This window comes from Polaromonas sp. CT11-55 (assembly GCF_047303325.1).
In the GTDB taxonomy this organism is placed as follows: Bacteria; Pseudomonadota; Gammaproteobacteria; order Burkholderiales; family Burkholderiaceae_C; genus Polaromonas.
Window position 1 is genome coordinate 89,618 of the sequence record NZ_JBKBEX010000013.1, and the last position, 19,437, is coordinate 109,054.

Annotated in this window: 17 protein-coding genes; 12 read left to right on the forward strand and 5 right to left on the reverse strand. The window is 66.0% G+C overall.

Annotated elements, in window-relative coordinates; genetic code table 11:
* From ACEN8I_RS13880 to ACEN8I_RS13905, 6 genes are all read left to right on the forward strand, one after another.
* Nucleotides 1-2,415, forward strand: a complete 2,415-nt coding sequence (locus tag ACEN8I_RS13880) for a 3-hydroxyacyl-CoA dehydrogenase/enoyl-CoA hydratase family protein (RefSeq protein ID WP_413329066.1) — start codon at nt 1-3, stop codon at nt 2,413-2,415.
* A complete protein-coding gene (locus ACEN8I_RS13885; protein WP_413329067.1) occupies nt 2,415-2,921 on the forward strand; it encodes a DUF4442 domain-containing protein in 507 nt (168 codons plus the stop codon). The genes ACEN8I_RS13880 and ACEN8I_RS13885 overlap by 1 nt, the downstream gene beginning before the upstream one ends.
* Before the next feature lie 23 nt (nt 2,922-2,944).
* The gene (locus tag ACEN8I_RS13890) at nt 2,945-4,144 is read left to right on the forward strand and encodes an acetyl-CoA C-acyltransferase (RefSeq protein WP_413329068.1); all 1,200 of its coding nucleotides are present in this window, start codon (nt 2,945-2,947) and stop codon (nt 4,142-4,144) included.
* Between the two features lie 92 nt (nt 4,145-4,236).
* Nucleotides 4,237-5,115, forward strand: a complete 879-nt coding sequence (locus tag ACEN8I_RS13895) for an alpha/beta fold hydrolase (RefSeq protein ID WP_413329069.1) — start codon at nt 4,237-4,239, stop codon at nt 5,113-5,115.
* 28 nt (nt 5,116-5,143) lie between these two features.
* On the forward strand, nt 5,144-5,968 hold the full coding sequence (locus ACEN8I_RS13900; RefSeq protein WP_413329070.1) for an acyl-CoA thioesterase: 825 nt from the start codon (nt 5,144-5,146) through the stop codon (nt 5,966-5,968).
* A gap of 58 nt (nt 5,969-6,026) precedes the next feature.
* A complete protein-coding gene (locus tag ACEN8I_RS13905) occupies nt 6,027-6,824 on the forward strand; it encodes an enoyl-CoA hydratase (RefSeq protein ID WP_413329071.1) in 798 nt (265 codons plus the stop codon).
* A 65-nt stretch (nt 6,825-6,889) separates the two neighbouring features.
* Here the strand turns inward: ACEN8I_RS13905 and ACEN8I_RS13910 are convergent, their stop codons facing one another.
* Entirely contained in the window at nt 6,890-7,882 is a 993-nt protein-coding gene (locus tag ACEN8I_RS13910; RefSeq protein WP_413329072.1) for a LysR substrate-binding domain-containing protein, read from the reverse strand.
* Between the two features lie 159 nt (nt 7,883-8,041).
* On the opposite strand from ACEN8I_RS13910, the gene ACEN8I_RS13915 reads away from it, so the two are divergent.
* The 5 genes from ACEN8I_RS13915 to hpaI all read left to right on the forward strand — a co-directional run bounded on the left by ACEN8I_RS13915 (nt 8,042) and on the right by hpaI (nt 13,620).
* Nucleotides 8,042-9,070 (forward strand): tripartite tricarboxylate transporter substrate binding protein, encoded by a 1,029-nt coding sequence (locus ACEN8I_RS13915; protein WP_413329073.1) that lies wholly within the window; start codon nt 8,042-8,044, stop codon nt 9,068-9,070.
* Between the two features lie 29 nt (nt 9,071-9,099).
* Entirely contained in the window at nt 9,100-10,653 is a 1,554-nt protein-coding gene (locus tag ACEN8I_RS13920; RefSeq protein ID WP_413329074.1) for a UxaA family hydrolase, read from the forward strand.
* Between the two features lie 156 nt (nt 10,654-10,809).
* Nucleotides 10,810-11,811, forward strand: a complete 1,002-nt coding sequence (locus ACEN8I_RS13925; protein WP_413329075.1) for a Bug family tripartite tricarboxylate transporter substrate binding protein — start codon at nt 10,810-10,812, stop codon at nt 11,809-11,811.
* A 4-nt stretch (nt 11,812-11,815) separates the two neighbouring features.
* Nucleotides 11,816-12,775 (forward strand): NAD(P)-dependent oxidoreductase, encoded by a 960-nt coding sequence (locus tag ACEN8I_RS13930; protein WP_413329077.1) that lies wholly within the window; start codon nt 11,816-11,818, stop codon nt 12,773-12,775.
* 41 nt (nt 12,776-12,816) lie between these two features.
* On the forward strand, nt 12,817-13,620 hold the full coding sequence (gene hpaI / locus ACEN8I_RS13935) for a 4-hydroxy-2-oxoheptanedioate aldolase (RefSeq protein WP_413329078.1): 804 nt from the start codon (nt 12,817-12,819) through the stop codon (nt 13,618-13,620).
* An 18-nt stretch (nt 13,621-13,638) separates the two neighbouring features.
* Here hpaI and ACEN8I_RS13940 read toward each other — a convergent pair whose 3' ends face one another.
* From ACEN8I_RS13940 to ACEN8I_RS13950, 3 genes are read right to left on the reverse strand one after another with little or no spacing between them, the layout of a single operon-like run.
* Nucleotides 13,639-15,150 (reverse strand): aldehyde dehydrogenase family protein, encoded by a 1,512-nt coding sequence (locus ACEN8I_RS13940; RefSeq protein WP_413329079.1) that lies wholly within the window; start codon nt 15,148-15,150, stop codon nt 13,639-13,641.
* Between the two features lie 30 nt (nt 15,151-15,180).
* Nucleotides 15,181-16,419 carry a PLP-dependent aminotransferase family protein gene (locus ACEN8I_RS13945; protein ID WP_413329080.1) on the reverse strand — a complete coding sequence of 413 codons (1,239 nt, stop codon included), beginning with the start codon at nt 16,417-16,419 and terminating at the stop codon, nt 15,181-15,183.
* Entirely contained in the window at nt 16,416-17,444 is a 1,029-nt protein-coding gene (locus ACEN8I_RS13950) for a DUF1338 domain-containing protein (protein ID WP_413329081.1), read from the reverse strand. The genes ACEN8I_RS13945 and ACEN8I_RS13950 overlap by 4 nt, the downstream gene beginning before the upstream one ends.
* Nucleotides 17,445-17,525: 81 nt before the next feature.
* Here ACEN8I_RS13950 and ACEN8I_RS13955 point away from each other — a divergent pair, with 81 nt between their 5' ends.
* The gene (locus ACEN8I_RS13955; RefSeq protein ID WP_413329082.1) at nt 17,526-18,437 is read left to right on the forward strand and encodes a LysR family transcriptional regulator; all 912 of its coding nucleotides are present in this window, start codon (nt 17,526-17,528) and stop codon (nt 18,435-18,437) included.
* A gap of 4 nt (nt 18,438-18,441) precedes the next feature.
* Here the strand turns inward: ACEN8I_RS13955 and ACEN8I_RS13960 are convergent, their stop codons facing one another.
* Nucleotides 18,442-19,263: an IclR family transcriptional regulator gene (locus tag ACEN8I_RS13960; protein ID WP_413329083.1), complete on the reverse strand. Its 822-nt coding sequence runs from the start codon at nt 19,261-19,263 to the stop codon at nt 18,442-18,444.
* Nucleotides 19,264-19,437 lie beyond the last annotated feature (174 nt).

Here is a 19,437-nt window from a genome sequence, read left to right on the forward strand (position 1 = left end):
ATGTCACGATTCCAAGTCAAAAAAGTCGCCGTGCTCGGCGCCGGCGTCATGGGTGCGCAGATTGCCGCCCACCTGATCAACGTCAAGGTGCCGGTGGTGCTGTTCGACCTGCCCGCCAAGGAAGGTCCCAAGAACGGCATCGTCATCAAGGCGGTCGAAGGCCTGAAGAAACTCAAGCCGGCCCCGCTGGGGGTGCCCGAGGACGCGGCGTTGATCCAACAGGCCAACTACGAAGAGAACATGGAGCTGCTGCGCGAATGCGACCTCGTCATCGAGGCGATTGCCGAGCGCATGGACTGGAAGACCGACCTGTACCACAAGATCGCGCCTTTCATCGCCGACGGCGCCATCGTGGCCAGCAATACCTCTGGCCTGTCCATCACCAAGCTCAGCGAGGCTTTGCCTGAATCCATCAAGCCGCGTTTTTGCGGCATCCACTTCTTCAACCCACCGCGCTACATGACGCTGGTGGAATTGATCAACACGCCGACCACCGAACCCAAGGTGCTGGACGACCTGGAAGCCTTTGTCACCAGCGCGCTGGGCAAGGGCGTGATACGCGCCCACGACACACCCAACTTCATCGCCAACCGTGTGGGCATCGCCAGCATGCTGGCCACCATCAAGGAGGCCGAAGCCTTCAAGCTCAGCTACGACGTGGTCGACGACCTGACCGGCAAGAAGCTGGGCCGCGCAAGCTCGGGCACCTTCCGCACCGCCGACGTCGTGGGCCTGGACACCATGGCCCACGTCATCAAGACGCTGCAGGACAACCTGGGCCCCGGCAAGGTCGAAGACCCGTTCTCCGACATCTACGGCACGCCGCCGGTGCTGGCCAAGCTGCTGGAATCCAAAAGCCTGGGCCAGAAGACCGGCGCCGGTTTCTACAAAAAACAAGGCCGCGACATCCTGCGCCTGGACCCGGAGAGCATGGAATACGTGCCTGCCGGCGCCAAGGCCAATGAAGTTGTCGGCCGCATGCTCAAAAAGCCCGCGGGCGAGCGCCTGAAGCTGTTGCGCGAAGCCGAGGGCGCCGAAGCGCGTTTCCTCTGGGCCATTTTGCGCGACCAGTTCCACTACGCCGCCGTGCACCTCGAAAGCATTGCCGAAACCGCGCGCGACATCGACTTCGCGATGCGCTGGGGCTTTGGCTCCAAGCAGGGCCCCTTCGAGCTCTGGCAACAGGCCGGCTGGAAGCAGGTCGCGACCTGGATACAGGAAGACATTGACGCCGGCAAGGCCCTGTCCAAGGCGCCGCTGCCCGAATGGGTGTTCAAGGGCCCGGTGGCCGAGGCCGGCGGCGTGCACACGCCAGAGGGCTCGTGGAGCGCTTCGGCCAAAAAATTCATCCCGCGCCGCAAGCTGCCGGTGTACGAGCGCCAGTTCTTCCCCGAGGACGTGCTGGGCTCGAAGGCGCCCGCGTTCGAGACGGCCGGCACCACCTTGCATGAGGACGACGCGATACGCCTCTGGACGCTGGGCGGTGCGAACGATGACGTGCTGATCGCCAGCATCAAGACCAAGATGCACGCCATCAGCCCCGACGTGGCCGAGGGCCTGGCCATGGGCGTGGACCTGGCCGAGAAAAGCTACAAGGGCATGGTGATCTGGTCCAACGACGAGATGTTCTCGGCCGGCGCCGACCTGCAGGCCATGCTGCCGGCCTTCATGATGGGCGGCGCCAAGGCCATCGAAGGGGCCGAGGCCGAGCTGCAGAACGTGATGCTCAAGCTGCGCTACGCGGCCGTGCCCGTGGTGTCGGCGATTCGCGGCATCGCGCTGGGCGGTGGCTGCGAAATGGCGGTGCATTCGGCCAAACGGGTGGCCGCGATGGAAAGCTACATCGGCCTGGTGGAAGTCGGCGTGGGCCTGGTGCCCGGCGCCGGCGGCCTGGCTTACATTGCCCGCCGTGCCGCGGAAAACGCCAGCACCTCGACCAACAAGGACATCCTGCCTTTCCTGACCGAAGGTTTCACCGCCGCGGCCATGGCCAAGGTCGGCACCAGCGCGATTGAAAGCCGCAAGATCGGCTATTTGCTCGACAGCGACGTGATCGTGCCGAACAAGGATGAGCTGCTGTTTGTCGCGCTCAACGAGGCACGTGCGCTGTTCAACTCGGGCTACCGTGCGCCGCACAAACGCCAGTTCCCGGTGGTGGGCCGCAACGGCCTGGCCACCATCAAGGGCCAGCTGGTCAATATGCGCGACGGCGGTTTTATCAGCGCCCACGACTTCCACATCGCCAGCCTGATCGCGGGTGTGGTCTGCGGCGGCGACGTGGATGCCGGCACCTTGGTGACGGAAGAGTATTTGATGACGCTGGAGCGCAAGGCCTTCTGCTCGCTGCTCGAACACCCCAAGACCCAGGAACGGATCATGGGAATGATGAGCACCGGAAAACCGGTCCGTAACTGATGAACGATTACTCACCCAACCGCCTGGCGCGGCAACTGCAGCGGCTCGATGAAGTGCCGGCCTTCGCGCGCCCCTGGTTTCGCAGCGTGGTGCTGCGCCGCGCCGTGCCGTTTACCGGCACCGCCGGCCTGGACTTCCTCGAAATGGGCACGGGCCGGGTCGAGATCGGCATCAAAAACGAGAAGAAGGTGCAAAACCACATAGGCGGCGTGCACGCCTCGGCCATGAACCTGCTGGCGGAAACCGCCACCGGCATGGTGGTGGGCATGAATGTGCGCGACGACTGCATCCCGCTGGCCAAGGAACTCAAGATGGCGTTCAAAAAGCGCGCCACCGGCGCCCTGCGCGCCGTGGCCACGCTGAGCGACGAACAGCGCGCGGCCATGCGGGCCAGCGACAAGGGTGAAGTCAAGGTGCCGGTCACCGTGACCGATGAGGCCGGTGTCAACCCGGTGGAATGCGAATTTGTCTGGGCCTGGATTCCCTCCGGCCCGCGGAAAAGTTAACCGAGAAATTGAAGGAAACCATCATGGCCAAACAAGTCCAGGAAGCCTACATCGTTGCCGCCACGCGCACGCCCATAGGGCGCTCGCACAGGGGCTATTTCCGCAACACGCGGCCCGACGACCTGCTGGTCAAGGCGCTGCAGGCCGCGCTCGCGCAAGTGCCCTCGCTGGACCCGAAAGCGATTGAAGACATTATTTGCGGCTGCGCGATTCCCGAAGGCCCACAAGGCCTGAACGTGGCGCGCATAGGCGCGGTGCTGGCCGGCCTGCCGACCAGTGTGGGCGGCATCACCGTCAACCGTTTTTGCGCCTCGGGCCTGTCGGCCATCCAGATGGCGGCCGACCGCATCCGCGTGGGCGAAGCCGACGTGATGATTGCCGCCGGCACCGAAAGCATGAGCATGGTGCCCATGTCGGGCAACTCGCCTTCGCTGTCGCCCAATATGTTCATGAACGACGAGAACGTCGGCATCGCCTACGGCATGGGCTTGACGGCCGAGAAGGTGGCGCAGCAGTGGAAGGTCTCGCGCGAGGCGCAGGACCAGTTCGCGCTGGAGTCCCACCTCAAGGCCATCAAGGCCCAGCAGGCCGGCGAGTTCAGCAATGAAATCACGCCCGTCGAAGTGACCGACCGCACGGCCAACCTGGAGACCGGCGAGGTGGTCGCCAAGACCCGCACCGTGAGCCTGGACGAAGGCCCGCGCCCCGACACTTCCCTCGAAGGCCTGGCCAAGCTCAAGACGGTGTTTGCCGCGCGCGGCTCGGTCACCGCCGGCAACAGCTCGCAGACTTCCGACGGCGCAGGCGCGCTGGTGCTGGCCAGCGAAAAAGCGGTCAAGCAGTTTGGTCTCAAGCCGCTCGCGCGTTTTGTGAGCTACGCCGCCAAGGGCGTGCCGCCTGAAATCATGGGCATTGGACCGATTGAGGCCATCCCGGCCGCCCTGCGTTATGCGGGCCTGAACCAGGACGACATGGACTGGATCGAGTTGAATGAAGCCTTTGCCGCACAGTCGCTGGCCGTGATCAACACGCTCAAGCTGGATCCGGCCAAGGTCAACCGCATGGGCGGCGCGATTGCGCTGGGCCATCCGCTGGGCGCGACGGGAGCGATCCGCGCGGCTACCGTGATTCATGCGCTGCATCGCCACCAGCTTAAATACGGCATGGTCACGATGTGCGTAGGCATGGGCCAGGGAGCAGCAGGTATTTTCGAGCGGGTGTGAGGCTGCTGCGCTCTTGAGGCCGTCGTGGGTGAGGCTGTGGCGTTGAGTTGAGTTAGTTGACGGTAATCGCTGATAACTTTCAGGAGACATCGATGCAAATCCAGACTCTAGCAACAGGCCCATCGCAGCTCTCGCTGCGGGTCTACGACGTCACGCAAGCCGCCCACACCAGTGTGGTGATTGGCGGCGCCATGGGCGTGCGGCAACACTACTACGCGCCGTTTGCGCAGTGGCTGTCCAGCCAGGGTTTTCGTGTCACGACCTTTGACTACCGCGGCTCGGGCGACTCGCTGCCGGCCACGGCCAGTGGCAGCCTGCGCGGCTTCAAGGCCGACCTGCTGGACTGGGCCGGCGATTACGAGGCCGTGGTCGATGCGGCCAAGGCGGCCTTGCCCGATGCGCCGCTTTACCTGCTGGGCCACAGCCTGGGTGCGCAGCTGCCGGGCTTTCTCAAGAACCAGCACAAGATTGACGGCTTGGTCAGCATCGCGGCCGGCAGCGGCTACTGGCGCGACAACGCGCCTCAGCTCAGGCGCATGATTTTGTACTTCTGGTACGTGCTGGTGCCGCTGGCGACGCGGCTCTTTGGTTATTTCCCGGGCCGTTCGCTGCGCAAGGTCGGCGATCTGCCGGCCGGCGTAATGATGCAGTGGCGCAAATGGTGTTTGAACCCGCAGTACAGCGTGGGCGCCGAGGGCGAAAGCGCGCGCCTGAGTTACGGCAAGGTCAGCTTCCCGGTCACGGCGCTGTCCATCGCCGACGACGAGCTGATGACCTGGCGCGGCACGCAAAACCTGATCAACCTGTACGCCAACGCGCCGCGCACCTTTGAGCGCATCACGCCGGCGGACCTGAAGGTCAAGCGCATAGGCCATTTCGGATTCTTCCGTGAGCAATTCAATAGCACCCTGTGGCCGCACGCCCAGCAAATCATCGAAGGCATGGCCGGCGTCGCCAGGACGACGGCCTGAGCCGCGAAGCCGGGGCACACTTGAGGACATGACCAACACGCATTCTTTTGACAAGGCGTTGCGGCTTGAAGCCGCAGGCGCCGACAGGCCAGACACCTGGCTGGGCCACAGCAGCCCTGATTACTGGAACATGGTGGGGCCGTTTGGCGGCACCACGGCGGCCACGGCCCTGCGCGCCATCCTGCTGCACCCGGCCTTGCTGGGCGAGCCGGTGGCGCTGACGGTGAATTACGCGGCCGCCATGGCCGAGGGGCCCTTCAGCGTGACCGCCAAGCCGGTGCGCACCAACCGCTCCACCCAGCACTGGACGGTGGAACTGTCGCAGGACGGCGATGCCGCAGGCGCCGTGATGACGGCCACGGCCGTCACGGCGGTGCGCCGCGAGACCTGGAGCCTCAACGACACGCCCATGCCCGCGGTGACGCTGGCCGATGCGACGGGCCGATTGCGTTTTGCCACTTCGGCCTGGACTAACCGCTACGACATGCGGCCAGTGCGCGGCGTGATCCCGCGGGTCTGGGACGGCAGCGGCGTGGACAGCCTCACGCAGCTCTGGGTGCGCGACGACCCGCCGCGCCCGCTGGACTTCCCGGCGCTGGCCGCCATGTCCGATGTGTTCTACCCGCGCGTCTGGCTGCGCCGCGCCACGCGCGTGCCGGCCGGTACGGTCTCCATCACGACCTACTTTCATGCCGACGGCCGGCAGCTTGCCGAATGCGGCGACGGTTTTTTGCTGGGCCAGGCCAAGGCCCAGGCTTTTCGCAACGGCTTTTTCGACCAGACGGCGCAGCTGTGGAGCGAAGCCGGCGTGCTGCTGGCCACCAGCACGCAGGTCGTTTATTACAAGGAATGAGCAGGACCTGCGCGCAGCTTCTCAGGCCCCTACACTTGGCGTCTCAACGGAAAACACCATGAATACTCCCACCCCTATTTCCACCGGCAGCATCCCCGAAATCCTGAGCCACGTCGACGCTGGCGTGATGACCATCACGCTGAACCGCCTGGACAAGAAAAACTCCATCACCTCCGCCATGTACGGCGCCATGGCCGACGCGCTGGAATCGGCCAACCATGACGCGGCGGTGCGCGCCGTGGTGATCCAGGGCCATGAAACGATTTTTTCCGCCGGCAACGACATCGCCGATTTTCTGAACAAGCCGCCCGCAACGCAGGACTCGCCGGTGTTCCGCTTCCTGCGCGGCATCAGCAGCTTTCCCAAGCCGCTGGTGGCCTCGGTGTGCGGCCCGGCCGTGGGCATAGGCACCACGCTGCTGCTGCACTGCGACCTGGTGTATGCCGGTGACAATGCTGCTTTCTCCATGCCTTTTGTGAATCTGGGCCTGTGCCCCGAAGCGGCGTCCAGCTTGCTGGTGCCCCAGCTCATGGGTTACCCACGCGCGGCCGAGGCGTTGCTGCTGGGCGAACCCTTCATGGCCGAGACCGCGCTCGAAATCGGCCTGATCAACCGCATCGTGCCGCCCACCGAAGCCAATGCGCTGGCACAGCGGCAAGCACAGAAGCTGGTCGCCAAGCCGCTGAGCGCGCTGATGGAAACCAAGCGCCTCATGAAAAAGGGCAATGCCACCCTGGTGGCCGAGCGCATGGCCGAAGAGGGCGCGAGTTTCGGCCGCATGCTGGGCGAGCCGGCGGCGCGCGAGGCGTTTTCGGCTTTCCTGGGCAAGCGCAAGCCGGACTTCAGCGAAGTCTGAATCTTGCTCCTTCCCCCCAGCGGGGGAAGGAGTCACACGGAAGACAAAGACACCCGCCGCCGGGTCTATGCGGTGCGTTGCCGCCTGGTCGCCGGCTTGCGAGCCTTGGCCTGCGGATCTGATTGCCGGATGGATTCCGCGGTCAGGCGCAGGCAGGCCATCAACTGCTCGCTGCTGGGCGTCAAGCGCCGGCCCCGCACGGTGATGAGCCCTATGGGCGGCAGCTCAATCGGAACCTCGATAGCCAGGACATCGAACAAACCCTCCCGCTGGAAGTGCAGGGCGACCGAGCGCGCCAGGAATCCGGCCGCGTCACGCTGCTGTACAAAGGTGCTCAGTGCCAGGAAGGACGATGTCTCGATGATGTCGCTGGGCGGGTTCAGGCCGTGGCGGAAAAAAGTCTGTTCGAGCTTCACGCGCAGCGATGCCCAGGGCGGGGGCAGCACGCAGGGCATGCCGGCCAGGTCGTTCCAGCCCGGTTTTTTTCGGCGCATGAGCGCATGGCCGTGTTTGACCACGGCCACCATGGGCTCGTCGAACAGCGCCTCCGTCACCAGGTCGGGGGCGGCGTAGCCGGGCTCCAGGCGGCCGACGAACAGGTCCAGCTCGCCCATGCGCAGCCGGGGCAACAGCCGCGTCAGGTCGCCTTCTTCGACCAGTACGGTCGCCAGGGTTGAACGCTGCTTGAGCAGCTTGACGGCGCCCGCCAGCAGCACGGGCATGGCCACCACCATGGCGCCCACACGCGTGCGTCCGGCCGCGCCGCTGGCCACGGCGGCAATCTCGTCGCGCGTGCGCTCGTACTCGGCCAGCACCGAACGCGCAAACCGGATCAAGGCCTGGCCGCTGGAGGTCGGCTCGGTGCCTCGGGTGGAGCGGTCGAACAAGGTCAGCTCAAGCATGCTCTCGACTTCCGAAAGCATTTTCGACACGGCCGGTTGGCTGACCGACAGGAACTCGGCGGTCCGGCCCAGGTGTCGGAACTGGTCCAGTGCCACCAGCAATTGCAGATGGCGCAGCTTGATGTTGGAACGCAGGGCGCGGTCTATCTGGGTCATGAATCATGTTAACCGAAAGGTTATGAAGTGATTCTGAAATTCGATTAGATTGTTATGAGGAAGGCGACAAGAATCGGGGAACAAAAAAAAACACGACAAGGGGCAGCAACCGCTGTCTCCAACGCGCTGACAGCGTCCACCCAGAGGCAGACAAACCCCATGAAACCGTCCCCCCGGCTTTCCCCTTCGCTTTCCCTTTCTTCATTCAGTGCCAGGCGCCGCAGCCTGTTGATCGGCAGTGCCGCGATTGGCGCCGCGGCGCTGACCAAACCTTTGCTTGCCGCCGCCCAGGGCTATCCCGAGCGGCCCCTGACTTTCATCTGCCCCTGGCCCGCGGGCGGCACCGCCGACCAGTCCATGCGCGCCCTGTGCCAGGTCGCCTCGCGCGTGCTGGGCCAGGCCATCGCGGTGGAAAACAAGGTGGGTGCTTCCGGCATGATCGGTACCCGGGCCATGGCCTCCGCCAAGCCCGACGGCTACACCATCGGCCAGGTTCCGATTTCCGTCACGCGCTTTTCGCAGCTGGGTACCTTGCGGCTGGACCCGCTCAAGGATCTGACCTACCTGGCCCGCACCTCGGGCCAGACTTTCGGCATGGCCGTCCCCGCGGAATCGCGCTTCAAGTCGTTGCAGGAGCTCGTCGCGTTTGCCAAGGCCAACCCCGGCAAGCTGAGTTATGCCCACGCGGGCGTCGGCGGCGCCACGCATGTGGGCATGGAAGAGTTCGCGCTGGCCGCGGGCATCCAGTTCAACCATGTCCCCTACAAGGGCGGCGCCGAGGCGCTGCAGGCCGTGCTCGGAGGGCATGTGGACTTGCTGGCCGATTCCAGTTCCTGGGCGCCGCACGTCGAGGCGGGCAAGCTCAGGCTGCTGGCCACCTGGGGCGAACGCCGCGCTTCGCGGTTCAAGGATGCGCCCACGCTCAAGGAGCTGGGCTACAACGTCGTGGTCGACGCACCCAACGGCATAGGCGCGCCCAAAGGCCTGGACCCGGCCGTCGCGATGAAGCTGCGCGAGGCCTTCCGTGTGGCCGTGGCCAGCCCCGAGTTCAAGCAGGTGGCTGACAGGATAGACGCGCCGGTGCTTTACCTGGACGGTCCCGACTACGAAAAATACGTGGCCGCCATGTACCAGAAAGAAACCACCCTGATCGACAAGCTCAGGCTCAAGGAATTGATGAAGAGCTAGGAGCTCCGCGTCAAACGCCGAACGCAACCATGACCGCCATCACCACTTCCGCTACTTCCTCCACCGTCAGCCCGCTGATCCGCCTGCACGCCAACGACAACGTGCTGGTCGCCAAAACCGCGCTGTCGCTGGGCCAGGAGTTGCCGGAAATCGGCGCGCGCGTGCGCGCGCAGGTGCCGGCGGGACACAAGATCGCGGCCCGTCGCATCGCGCAGGGCGAGCGTATCCTGAAGTACGACACGGTGATCGGTGTGGCCGCTCGCGACATCGAGGCGGGCGACTATGTGCATTCGCACAATATGGCGCTGGTGGATTTTGAACGCGACCCGGCCTTCGGGCAGGACGTGCGGCCGGTGGACTATGTGCCGGAAGCTGATCGCGCGACCTTTATGGGGTTCGTGCGCCCCGACGGCCGCGTGGGCACCCGCAATTTCATCGGCATCCTGTCCTCGGTCAATTGCTCGGCGACCGTCATCAAGAACATCGCGGCCCACTTCACGCCCGAGCGGCTGGCGGCCTTTCCGCATGTGGATGGCGTGGCGGCCTTCGCGCAGACCAGCGGCTGCGGCATGTCGTCTCCCAGCGAGCATTTCGACGTGCTGCGCCGCACCCTGGCCGGCTATGCGCGCCACCCCAACCTGGCCGGTGTGCTGATCGTTGGCCTGGGCTGCGAGCGCAACCAGGTGTCGTCGCTGGTGGAGTCGCAGGGCCTGGAGACCAGCAAGCTGATGCGCACGATGGTGATGCAGGAGGTCGGCGGCACCCGCGCCACGATAGAGGCCGGTATCGCCTCCGTTCTGGAGATGCTGCCTGAAGCGAATGCGGCCAGGCGCCAGCCTGTGCCGGCAAGCCACCTGAAGATAGGCCTGGAGTGCGGCGGCTCCGACGGCTTTTCGGGTATCACGGCCAACCCGGCGCTGGGTGCGGCCATGGACATCCTGGTGCGCCACGGCGGCACCGCCATCCTGTCGGAGACCCCTGAAATCCACGGCGTCGAATACATGCTCACCCGCCGCGCCGTCACGCCCGAAGTGGGGCAAAAGCTGCTGGACCGGCTGGCCTGGTGGGAAAAATACACGGCGGGCCACAACGCCCAGTTCAACGGCGTGGTGGGGCACGGCAACCAGGCCGGCGGGCTGGCCAATATCTTTGAGAAATCGCTGGGCTCGGCCATGAAGGGCGGCACCACGCCGCTGCAGGCGGTCTATGAATATGCCGAGCCGATCACCCAGAACGGCTTTGTCTTCATGGACTCGCCCGGCTACGACCCGGTAGCCTCGACCGGCCAGATTGCCAGCGGCGCCAACCTGATCTGCTTTACCACCGGCCGGGGCTCCATGTTCGGCTCCAAGCCGGCGCCCACGATCAAGCTGGCCAGCAACACGCCGATGTTCAAACGCCTTGAAGAAGACATGGACATCAACTGCGGCGCCATCCTGGACGGCGAGCTCGATGTCGCGCAGATGGGCCGTCGGATTTTTGAGGAGATCCTGCGCCACGCCTCGGGCGAGCCGACCAAGAGCGAGGCGCTGGGCCTGGGCGACCATGAATTTGTGCCCTGGCACCTGGGCATCGTCAGCTGAGCGGCACAACAGCTGTCGACTGCGCATCAAGCATCCCGCCAGGGGCTGCCCGAGGGGCGGCACATGGCAAGCGGCCGGAGGGCCGGCCGAGGCGATCCGCCTGAAAGGCCCTCGAAGCGCCAGACCGTTTGAAAAATACACAAGGAGACAATGACCATGCCAAGCCTTACTCCCGCCCTGCGGCGCATCGCCCGCCGCGTGCTGCTGCCGGCCGCCCTGGCCGCCTGCGCGCTGGGCCCTGCGGCCTACGCGCAGAGCGACTATCCCAACAAACCGCTGACCCTGCTGGTGCCTTACCCCGCCGGCGGTGCCAACGATGCCGTGGCACGCCTGGTGGGGCAGAAGATGAGCGAGAGCCTCAAGCAGCCGGTCATCATCGACAACCGCCCCGGCGCCGGCACCACCATTGGCACAGCCGCGGCAGCCAAGGCCGCTCCCGACGGCTACACGCTGGTGCTGGGCTCGCTGGCGAGCCATGCGGTCAGTCCGCACCTCTATGCCAAACCGGGCTATGACGCCATTGCCGACTTCACGCCCGTGGGCACCATAGGCGTGGTGCCCATGGTGCTGATCGTCGCCAAGGAGTCGCCTTACACCGACCTGCGCTCGCTGGTCGAAGCCGCGCGGCGCCAGCCGAACGCGCTGAACTATGGTTCTGCCGGCAACGGCTCCCCGCTGCACCTGGCGGCCGAGCTGTTCAAGCAAAGCGCGCATATCCAGATCAGCCATGTGCCCTACAAGGGCGGCAATGCCCACACCATGGACTTGTTGGGCGGCCGGCTCGACATGATCCTGGATACCTTGACCAGCGCCGCGCCGCTGATCAAGGGCGGCAAGGTCCGGGCCCTGGCCGTCGCCGCGCCCTCGCGCCTGCCCGAGCTGCCGGGTGTCCCCACTTTTTCGGAGTCGGGCTACCCCGGCTTTGAAGTCAATGCCTGGTATGCGCTGTACGCACCCGCCAAGACCAGCAAGGAAGTCATCGGCCGCCTCAACGCGGCGCTTGTCGCCGTGCTCAGGCAGCCCGACGTTCTGGAAAAATTCGGCAACCTGGGCGTGCGGACCCAGCCCGGCCCGCCGCAAGACCTGGCCCGCTTTACCCAGGAGGAATGGGACCGCTACGGCAAGCTCATTCTCGCCAGCGGCATCCGCATAGACTGAGCCCATGGACGCCACTTTCCAGGTTCTCGTCACCGCTGCCCACTGGGCCCCGTCCGCGCAAGACATCGTGCGCGGCGCGGGCGGGCAGATCACCTTTCTGCCCGATCCCGTAACTGAAGACGTACTGGCGGCTCAGCTGGCCGCCACAGGCGCGCAGGCTGTGGTGCTACGGGGCTCCAAGCCCATTTCGGCGCGCGTGCTGGCCGCCGCCCCGGCGCTGAAAATCGTCGCCAAGAACGGCGCGGGCGTTGACAGCGTGGACCTGGCCGCTGCCCGCCAGCGCGGCGTTGCCGTCGCCGTGGCGCCCGCCGCCAATGCCGATGCCGTGGCTGAGCACGCGCTGGCGCTCATGCTTTCGCTCACGCGGCAACTCCCCTTGCTTGATGGCATGGTGCGCGGCGGCCGCTGGGTCGACAGCAATTGGCAGGGGCGTGATTTCCGCGGCGCCGTGGTCGGCATCGTGGGCTACGGCAGCATAGGCCGCAGCACGGCGCGGCTTGCCGCCGCGCTCGGCGCCCGGGTGCTGGTGCTGCGCTCCCATGGGCAGGCGGACAGCCATGCCACGGAGCCCGACCTGGACCGCTTCCTGGCGCAGGTCGACATCCTGAGCCTGCACTGCCCGCTGACCGAACGCACGCGCGGCCTGATCGGGCGGCGCGAACTGTCGCTCATGCGGCGCGGCGGCCTGCTCATCAATACGGCGCGCGGCCCCGTCGTGGACGAAGCGGCGCTGCTGGAGGCCTTGCAGTCCGGCCAGCTGGAGGGTGCCGGGCTGGATACCTTCGACACCGAGCCGTTGCCTGCCGGCCACCCGCTGCTGGCCCTGCCCAATGTGCTGCTCACGCCGCATGTCGCGGGTGTCACCCGCAACGCCGCGCTGCAGGTGGCGAACATCACCGCGCGTAACATCGTGGATTACCTGGCCACCGGCACCTTGCCCGCCCGTCATCTCGTGGCGGCTTGAGCCGGCCCGGCCGCTCCTTTATTTCCGGACCCGACACTTCCATGCCCGCCAACAATTCCTTCAAAACCGCTCTCGCTGCCCGCCGGCCCCAGGTCGGCCTCTGGCTTTCCATGGCCGATCCCTACCTTGCCGAGGTCAGCGCCACGGCCGGCTTCGACTGGCTGTTGATCGACGGCGAACATGCACCCAACGATGTGCGCAGCACGCTGGCCGCGCTCCAGGCCGTAGCACCTTATCGCGCACAGCCCGTGGTGCGCGCGGTGGCCGGCGAGGTGCCGCTGGTCAAGCAACTGCTGGACATAGGCGCGCACAACCTGCTGATCCCCATGGTCGACACGGCCGAGCAGGCGCGTGCCATGGTCAGCGCCACACGTTACCCGCCGCTGGGTATACGCGGGGTCGGCAGCGCCGTGGGGCGTGCTTCGCGCTGGAGCGCGCGCACCGATTACCTCGATGCGGCGGATGACGAAGTCTGCCTGCTGGTGCAAGCGGAAACCGTGACGGCCCTGGGCAACCTGGAGGTCATTTGTGCTGTGGAGGGCGTGGACGGCGTTTTTATAGGCCCGGCCGACCTGGCCGCCTCCATGGGTCACCGCGGCAAGCCCGGCCACCCCGAGGTGCAGGCCGCGATCGAAGGCGCCATGAAAACCATCATCGCTTCGGGCAAGGCGGCGGGCACACTGACCTCGGACCCGGCACTGGCCAGGCGTTACCTGGCGCTGGGCTGCACGTTTGTGGCCGTCGGCGTCGACGTCCTGGTTTATGCCAATGCCGCCAGGCGCCTGGCTTCGGACCTTGTGCCATCCGGCGCTGTGCAGCCGGCCGCGCCCGGCGCGGCTTACTGATACCAGCCTTCTCAGGCCCTAGATATCAAAGCGTATGCCCTGGGCCAGCGGCAGGCTTGAGCCGTAGTTGACAGTATTGGTCGCGCGGCGCATATACGCCTTCCACGAATCCGATCCCGACTCGCGGCCGCCGCCGGTTTCTTTCTCGCCGCCGAAGGCGCCGCCTATCTCGGCGCCGCTGGTGCCTATGTTGACGTTGGCGATGCCGCAGTCCGAGCCGCGCGCCGAGGTGAAGAGCTCGGCCTCGCGCAGGTCTTGCGTGAAGACGGCCGATGACAAGCCGTGCGCCACGGCGTTGTTCATGGCGATCGCGTCCTCAAAGCTGTCATAGGGCACGACGTAGAGGATGGGCGCGAAGGTCTCATGCAGCATGGGGCCGGCCTGCTCTTTCAGCTCCACAATCGCGGGGCGCACATAGTGGGCCGTGCCCTCGCCGGGCTGCTTGTCGCCGAAGTGCACTTTTGCGCCCAGCTTTTTGGCCTCGGCCAGCGCCGACTGCATGGCGTCAAACGCGCGGCCGTCGATCAGCGGGCCGACCAGCGTGCCGTCTTTCAGCGGGTTGCCAATCGGCAGGCGTTCAAACACGGCGACCAGGCGCTTGACCAGGTCCGGGTAGATGGAGCGGTGCACGATCAGGCGGCGCAAGCTGGTGCAGCGCTGGCCTGCAGTTCCTGCTGCGGCAAAAGCCGCGCCGCGCACCACGAGTTCCAGGTTGGCCGAAGGGGCGACGATGGCCGCGTTGTTGCCGCCCAGTTCCAGCAGCGAGCGCTTGAAGAGGCCCGCGCAGGCCATCGCTACGTTTTTGCCCATGGCGGTGGAGCCCGTGGCGCTGACCAGTTTCACATGTGGGTGATTCACCAGCGCCTCGCCGGTGGCGCGTTCGCCTATCAGCAACTCGCTCAGGCCTTCGGTGGCCAGGCCCAGCTCTTTGGCCGTCTGCAGCAACAGGCCGTTGAGCGCGATGGCCGACAGCGGGGTTTTTTCCGAAGGCTTCCAGGCCAGGGTGTTGCCGCAGACCAGGGCCAGCGCGGCATTCCAGGCGAACACCGCCATCGGAAAGTTAAAGGCCGAGATGATGCCGACCACGCCCACGGGGTGCCAGGTTTCCAGTAGCTTGTGGTCGGGGCGCTCACTGGCAATCGTCAGGCCGTAGAGCTGGCGCGAGAGGCCCACCGCGAATTCGCAGATGTCTATGACCTCCTGCACCTCGCCCAGGCCTTCCTGCAGGATTTTGCCGGTCTCCAGCGAGATCAGCTGGCCCAGTTCGGCCTTGTGGCGGCGCACGGTTTCGCCGAAGGCGCGCACCAGTTCGCCGCGCTTGGGCGCGGGCACATTGCGCCATTCGAGAAAGCGCTGCTGGGCGGCGTTGAGCGCGCCGTCCACCTCGGCGGCGCTGTGCACGGCCACACGGGCCAGCTGGCTGCCGTCTATGGGCGTGGCCACGGTGATGGCCGAGGCCGCCTTGCTGTTCAGCTCAGCGGCGAGGCCCAGGGCTTTGAAGAGGGATGAAACGTCGTTGGCGTGACTCATGATGAAGTCCTTTCTTGGTGTGTCTTGAAATCAGTTGTTCGCGGCGGCTTTGGTGGCTTGGGCGGCGAGCTCGCGCAGGCCGCGGCCCAGGCGTTCGGCGCCCTGCCGCAACGCCTGGTGCGCGGGGTTGGCAAAACTCAGGCGCAGCCAGGGCTGCGCGGCGCCGCTGATGCTGAAGGCCGCGCCCGGCACCACCAGCACCTGGTTGGCCAGGCCGAAGTCCACCCAGGACTGTGTGGACAGCAAGGGCATGCTCGAGGGCAGCTTTGCCCATATGAACATACCGCCCCGCGGCTTGTCAAATTCAAGCAGGCCGCCGCAATGCGTGCGCAAGGCCTGGTCCAGCGTATCGCCTTTCGCGGCATATGCCGGGCGCAGCATGTCCAGGTGCGATGCCAGGCGCCCGGAAGCCAGCATGGCGGTCAATGTCAGTTGCTCCAGTGAGCCGCTATGCACATCGGCCGCCTGTTTGGCCAGCACCACGCCGCGCGCGATGTCGGCCGGCGCCAGCAGCACGCCCAGGCGCAGGGCCGGGGCGACCACCTTGGAGTAGCTGGTCATGTAGGCGACCTGCGCGGGCGAGCCGGCCTGCTGGTTCAGCTGCGCGAGCGAAGGCGGCGGCGCCGTGTCAAACCAGAGCTCGCCATAGGGATCGTCCTCGATGAGCGTGACGCCGTATTGCGCGGCCAGTTCCAGCAGGCGCAGGCGGCGCGCCAGCGGCATCACGGCGCCGGTCGGGTTGGCGAAGTTGGGCACCACATACAGCACGCGCGGGCTTTCGGCACGTAGCAGGGCTTCGAGCTTTTCGACGTCCATGCCTTGCGCGTCGGTTGGCACCTCCACGAGGCTCGCGCCCGCGAAGCGAAAAGCCTGCAGCGCCGCAGGATAGTTAAAGGATTCCACGGCCACACCTTCGCCGGGCTCGACCAGCACGCGCGCGAGCAGGTCTATGGCCTGCTGCGAGCCGGTGGTGATGAGCACATCTTCCGCCCGTGCCGCGAGGCCCCGTTGCCGCAGCACTGCCGCGCTGGCTTCGCGCAGCGCGGGCAGGCCTTCGGTGGCGCCGTATTGCAGGTTGCGGCCTTGCAACTGGCCGGCTACCTCGAGCAGCGATTCGCGCAGCCACTCGGCCGGCAGCAGCGCCGGGTCGGGGTGGCCGCCGGCCAGCGACACCATGCCCTCGCGGCCGGCCAGCGCCAGCATGGCGCGTATCGGCGAGCCGCTGGCCTGCGCGTAGAGCGGACGCAGCGGCCCGCGCGCAGCCGTCATGCGCGGGCGGCCGTCATGCCAAAAATGCCGGTGGCATTGCCGGCGTCAAAAGCCAGGTCCAGGCGGGGCTGCACCGGGTCGTTGGCAGCGCCAGCGGTTTGCAGTGCATCGCGCGTGATGAATTCATAAAACGAGCCGGGCACTTCGCGCGAGACGCGGCCTTCGGGCGTGATGAATTCGCGCTGCACGCTCGCGGCGCGAAAGGCCGTCTGGCGCACGCGGCCGCTGGCCGAGACCTCGACCTTGTCCTTGATGGGCCGGCCCAGCGCGCGCTGGCGTTCAGCCACGGCGTCAACATCGTCCACGCGGTCGGTCGCGTGGTTAAAGGCATTGCCTTCGGTGGAAATCCAGGCCATCTCGGCGGATTCGGCCAGCAGCAGTTCGTAGTCGTCCATCGCGAACACACCGTGCTGGCGGTCAAAGCATTGCAACAGCTGCGGCAGCAGGCGCAGTGCCTGCGCCAGCGGCAACACGCCGTCGCGCGTGAGCTGCTCCAGGTCGGCGATGTCCTGCGGGCCCAGCGGGTCGCGCGAAGTCGACAGCACGCGCGTGACGGCCGACTGGAAGGGCGCGGAGAACTGTTCGGGGTGCAGTTCGGACACAAAAAACTGCGCGATCTCTTCGGGGAAGTCGCGGTGGCTGTAGGCCCGGCCCGTCATCTTCAGGCGCGGCAGCGGGTAAGTGCCCTGCAGCTCAAAACCCAGCGGGCGCAGCACGCGTGTGAAGGCCGCTTCTCCGGCCGGCAGGGCGCCGCTGGGCCAGCGCACGGTGCGCAGCGCGCCGTGGTCAAACACCACCTTGCGCTGCTGGCCCAGCACGTCGCTGGCGATGTAGTCCTGCCCGGCCGGCACCCGCTGCACCAGGCCGTGAAACAGCGCCATATTCAGTGCCTGGGCCAACTCCGCGCGGCTGACGCTGCCCGAGGCGGGCTGCTGCAAGCCGGGGTGGACGTACATCTGTTCATGGATGGTTTGGACGGCTTCGGGCGGAAGGCAGGCGGTAAGCAGCTTCTGGAGGTGGGTCATATCAGGCGTGTTTTGGGCGGGTGAAAGCCGGATTCTCGGCAATTTTGGCAGTCGGTACAAAGGATCAATTTCGATGGACGCATGAGATATATTCATGCGATGCGCCGAAAAATCCCCTCCACCCAGGCCTTGCTGGCTTTTGAGGCCGCCGCCCACCGTGGCAGCTTTACCCTGGCGGCGCAAGACCTGTCGGTGAGCCAGAGCGCGGTCAGCCACCAGATCCTGGGGCTGGAGCAGGAGTTGGACGTGAGCCTGTTCCGCCGGCTGCCGCGCCAGCTGGAGCTGACCGATGCCGGCCGCTCGCTGCTGGCGCGAGTCAGTCCGGCGCTCGATGCGCTGGAAGCCGCGATGCTGGACCTGGTCTCGTCCAAAGGCGAGGGCGGCACGCTGGAGCTGGGTGTGGTGCCGACCTTTGCCACCAAGTGGCTGATCCCGCGCATGCCGTCCTTCCTGAAGGCGCACCCGCATGTGACGCTGAACCTGGCGACGCGCCTGCAGCCTTTTGATTTTTCATTGACGGGGTTGGACGCCGCCATCCACTACGGCCGGCCCGACTGGCCGGGCACGGAATCGGAATACCTGATGGGCGAGGACAGCGTGGTGGTGTGCAGCCCGGCGCTGGTCAAAAAGCGCCAGTTGCGCAAGCCGGCCGATGTATTGAAGTTCACGCTGATTCACCAGAGCACGCGGCCGCACGCCTGGCGCGACTGGTTCCAGCTGGCCGGCATCGACGACGCGCAGGGCGCGGGCAGCGGCCCCAAGTACGAGCTGTTTTCCATGATCGCGCAGGCCGTCAAGGCCGGCCTGGGCCTGGCCGTGCTGCCGCGCTTCCTGGTGGCCGACGACATCGCCGACGGCACGCTGGCCGTGCCTTTTGAACTCTCGCTGAGTTCAGACTTTGCCTACTACCTGGTCTGGCCTTCGCAGAAAACCAGCTGGCGGCCGCTGGTGCAGTTGCGCGAGTGGCTGCGTGAGCAAGCCGCAGTGCCTTGAAGCCTCAGGCTTTGTCGGCCGGCGCCAGGCTTTGCGCGGGCCGGCGCAAGGTGCTGTCAAATGGGTTGATCTGCGCGCCTATGGCCGTGGCCTCGCGCTTGAGCAGTTCCACCACCGTGGGCAGGCGGTCCGGGCTCAGGCGCGAGGAAATCGTGCCCACGCTGAGCGCGGCGACGGCGCGGCCGTCGCGGTCCAGCACCGGCACGCCGACGCCGGCCATGCCGTCCAGCAGGTTGGTGTTGCGCCCGGCGTAGCCGAGCTCGCGCACGCGCTCTATCTCGGTGCGCAGATAGACCTCGTCATACACGCCGAACTCGCGCACGCGCGGCAGGTTGTAGCGGATCACTTCCTCGCGCTCGGTTTCGGGCAGAAAGGCCAGGATGGCCAGGCTGCCCTGGCCCATGCCCAGGGCCACGCGCCCGCCTATGTCGCCGGTGAAAGAGCGTATCGGGAAGGGTCCCTCGCTGCGGTCCAGGCAGACCGCGTCAAAACCACTGCGCACCAGCAAAAAGATGGTGTCGCCCAGGCTGGCGCACAGGCGCAGCATGGACGGCCGGCACAGGCCGCGCAGGTCCATGGCATTGCCGGCCTGGGCGGCCAGCGCGAAAAATTCGATGCTCAAACGGTAGAGCTTGGAGCCGGCTTCCTGCTCCACTACGCGCTCGGCCACCAGGCTTTGCAGGATGCGGTGGGTGGTGGCCTGGGTCAGGCCCGTGGCCTTGGCGATGTGGGTGATGCGCCCGCCCTTGGCCTGTGTCGCCGCCAGCGCCCGGATGATGGAAAAAGCGCGCTGCACGCTGCTGGAGCTATTGTCTTCGTCTTTCACACTCTCTCCTTTGGCGGAATCAGTATTGGCATAAGTGTATAGAAATTCCGTTAAACGGAATAAATCAAATAAAGATATCTCTATACGGAATAACCTATTGACGATTTTTTCGTACATGCCCTAGCATGAAGTCATCAAGGTGTCACCGTTTTGTATGTCGTTTGGAACGTACGG

What these genes read in the sequence shown, in the direction of transcription:
- ACEN8I_RS13880 (WP_413329066.1), top strand. Translation starts at nt 1, where the DNA reads ATGTCACGATTCCAAGTCAAAAAAGTCGCCGTGCTCGGCGCCGGCGTC.
- ACEN8I_RS13885 (WP_413329067.1), top strand. Translation starts at nt 2,415, where the DNA reads ATGAACGATTACTCACCCAACCGCCTGGCGCGGCAACTGCAGCGGCTC.
- ACEN8I_RS13890 (WP_413329068.1), top strand. Translation starts at nt 2,945, where the DNA reads ATGGCCAAACAAGTCCAGGAAGCCTACATCGTTGCCGCCACGCGCACG.
- ACEN8I_RS13895 (WP_413329069.1), top strand. Translation starts at nt 4,237, where the DNA reads ATGCAAATCCAGACTCTAGCAACAGGCCCATCGCAGCTCTCGCTGCGG.
- ACEN8I_RS13900 (WP_413329070.1), top strand. Translation starts at nt 5,144, where the DNA reads ATGACCAACACGCATTCTTTTGACAAGGCGTTGCGGCTTGAAGCCGCA.
- ACEN8I_RS13905 (WP_413329071.1), top strand. Translation starts at nt 6,027, where the DNA reads ATGAATACTCCCACCCCTATTTCCACCGGCAGCATCCCCGAAATCCTG.
- ACEN8I_RS13910 (WP_413329072.1), bottom strand. Translation starts at nt 7,882, where the DNA reads ATGACCCAGATAGACCGCGCCCTGCGTTCCAACATCAAGCTGCGCCAT.
- ACEN8I_RS13915 (WP_413329073.1), top strand. Translation starts at nt 8,042, where the DNA reads ATGAAACCGTCCCCCCGGCTTTCCCCTTCGCTTTCCCTTTCTTCATTC.
- ACEN8I_RS13920 (WP_413329074.1), top strand. Translation starts at nt 9,100, where the DNA reads ATGACCGCCATCACCACTTCCGCTACTTCCTCCACCGTCAGCCCGCTG.
- ACEN8I_RS13925 (WP_413329075.1), top strand. Translation starts at nt 10,810, where the DNA reads ATGCCAAGCCTTACTCCCGCCCTGCGGCGCATCGCCCGCCGCGTGCTG.
- ACEN8I_RS13930 (WP_413329077.1), top strand. Translation starts at nt 11,816, where the DNA reads ATGGACGCCACTTTCCAGGTTCTCGTCACCGCTGCCCACTGGGCCCCG.
- hpaI (WP_413329078.1), top strand. Translation starts at nt 12,817, where the DNA reads ATGCCCGCCAACAATTCCTTCAAAACCGCTCTCGCTGCCCGCCGGCCC.
- ACEN8I_RS13940 (WP_413329079.1), bottom strand. Translation starts at nt 15,150, where the DNA reads ATGAGTCACGCCAACGACGTTTCATCCCTCTTCAAAGCCCTGGGCCTC.
- ACEN8I_RS13945 (WP_413329080.1), bottom strand. Translation starts at nt 16,419, where the DNA reads ATGACGGCTGCGCGCGGGCCGCTGCGTCCGCTCTACGCGCAGGCCAGC.
- ACEN8I_RS13950 (WP_413329081.1), bottom strand. Translation starts at nt 17,444, where the DNA reads ATGACCCACCTCCAGAAGCTGCTTACCGCCTGCCTTCCGCCCGAAGCC.
- ACEN8I_RS13955 (WP_413329082.1), top strand. Translation starts at nt 17,526, where the DNA reads ATGAGATATATTCATGCGATGCGCCGAAAAATCCCCTCCACCCAGGCC.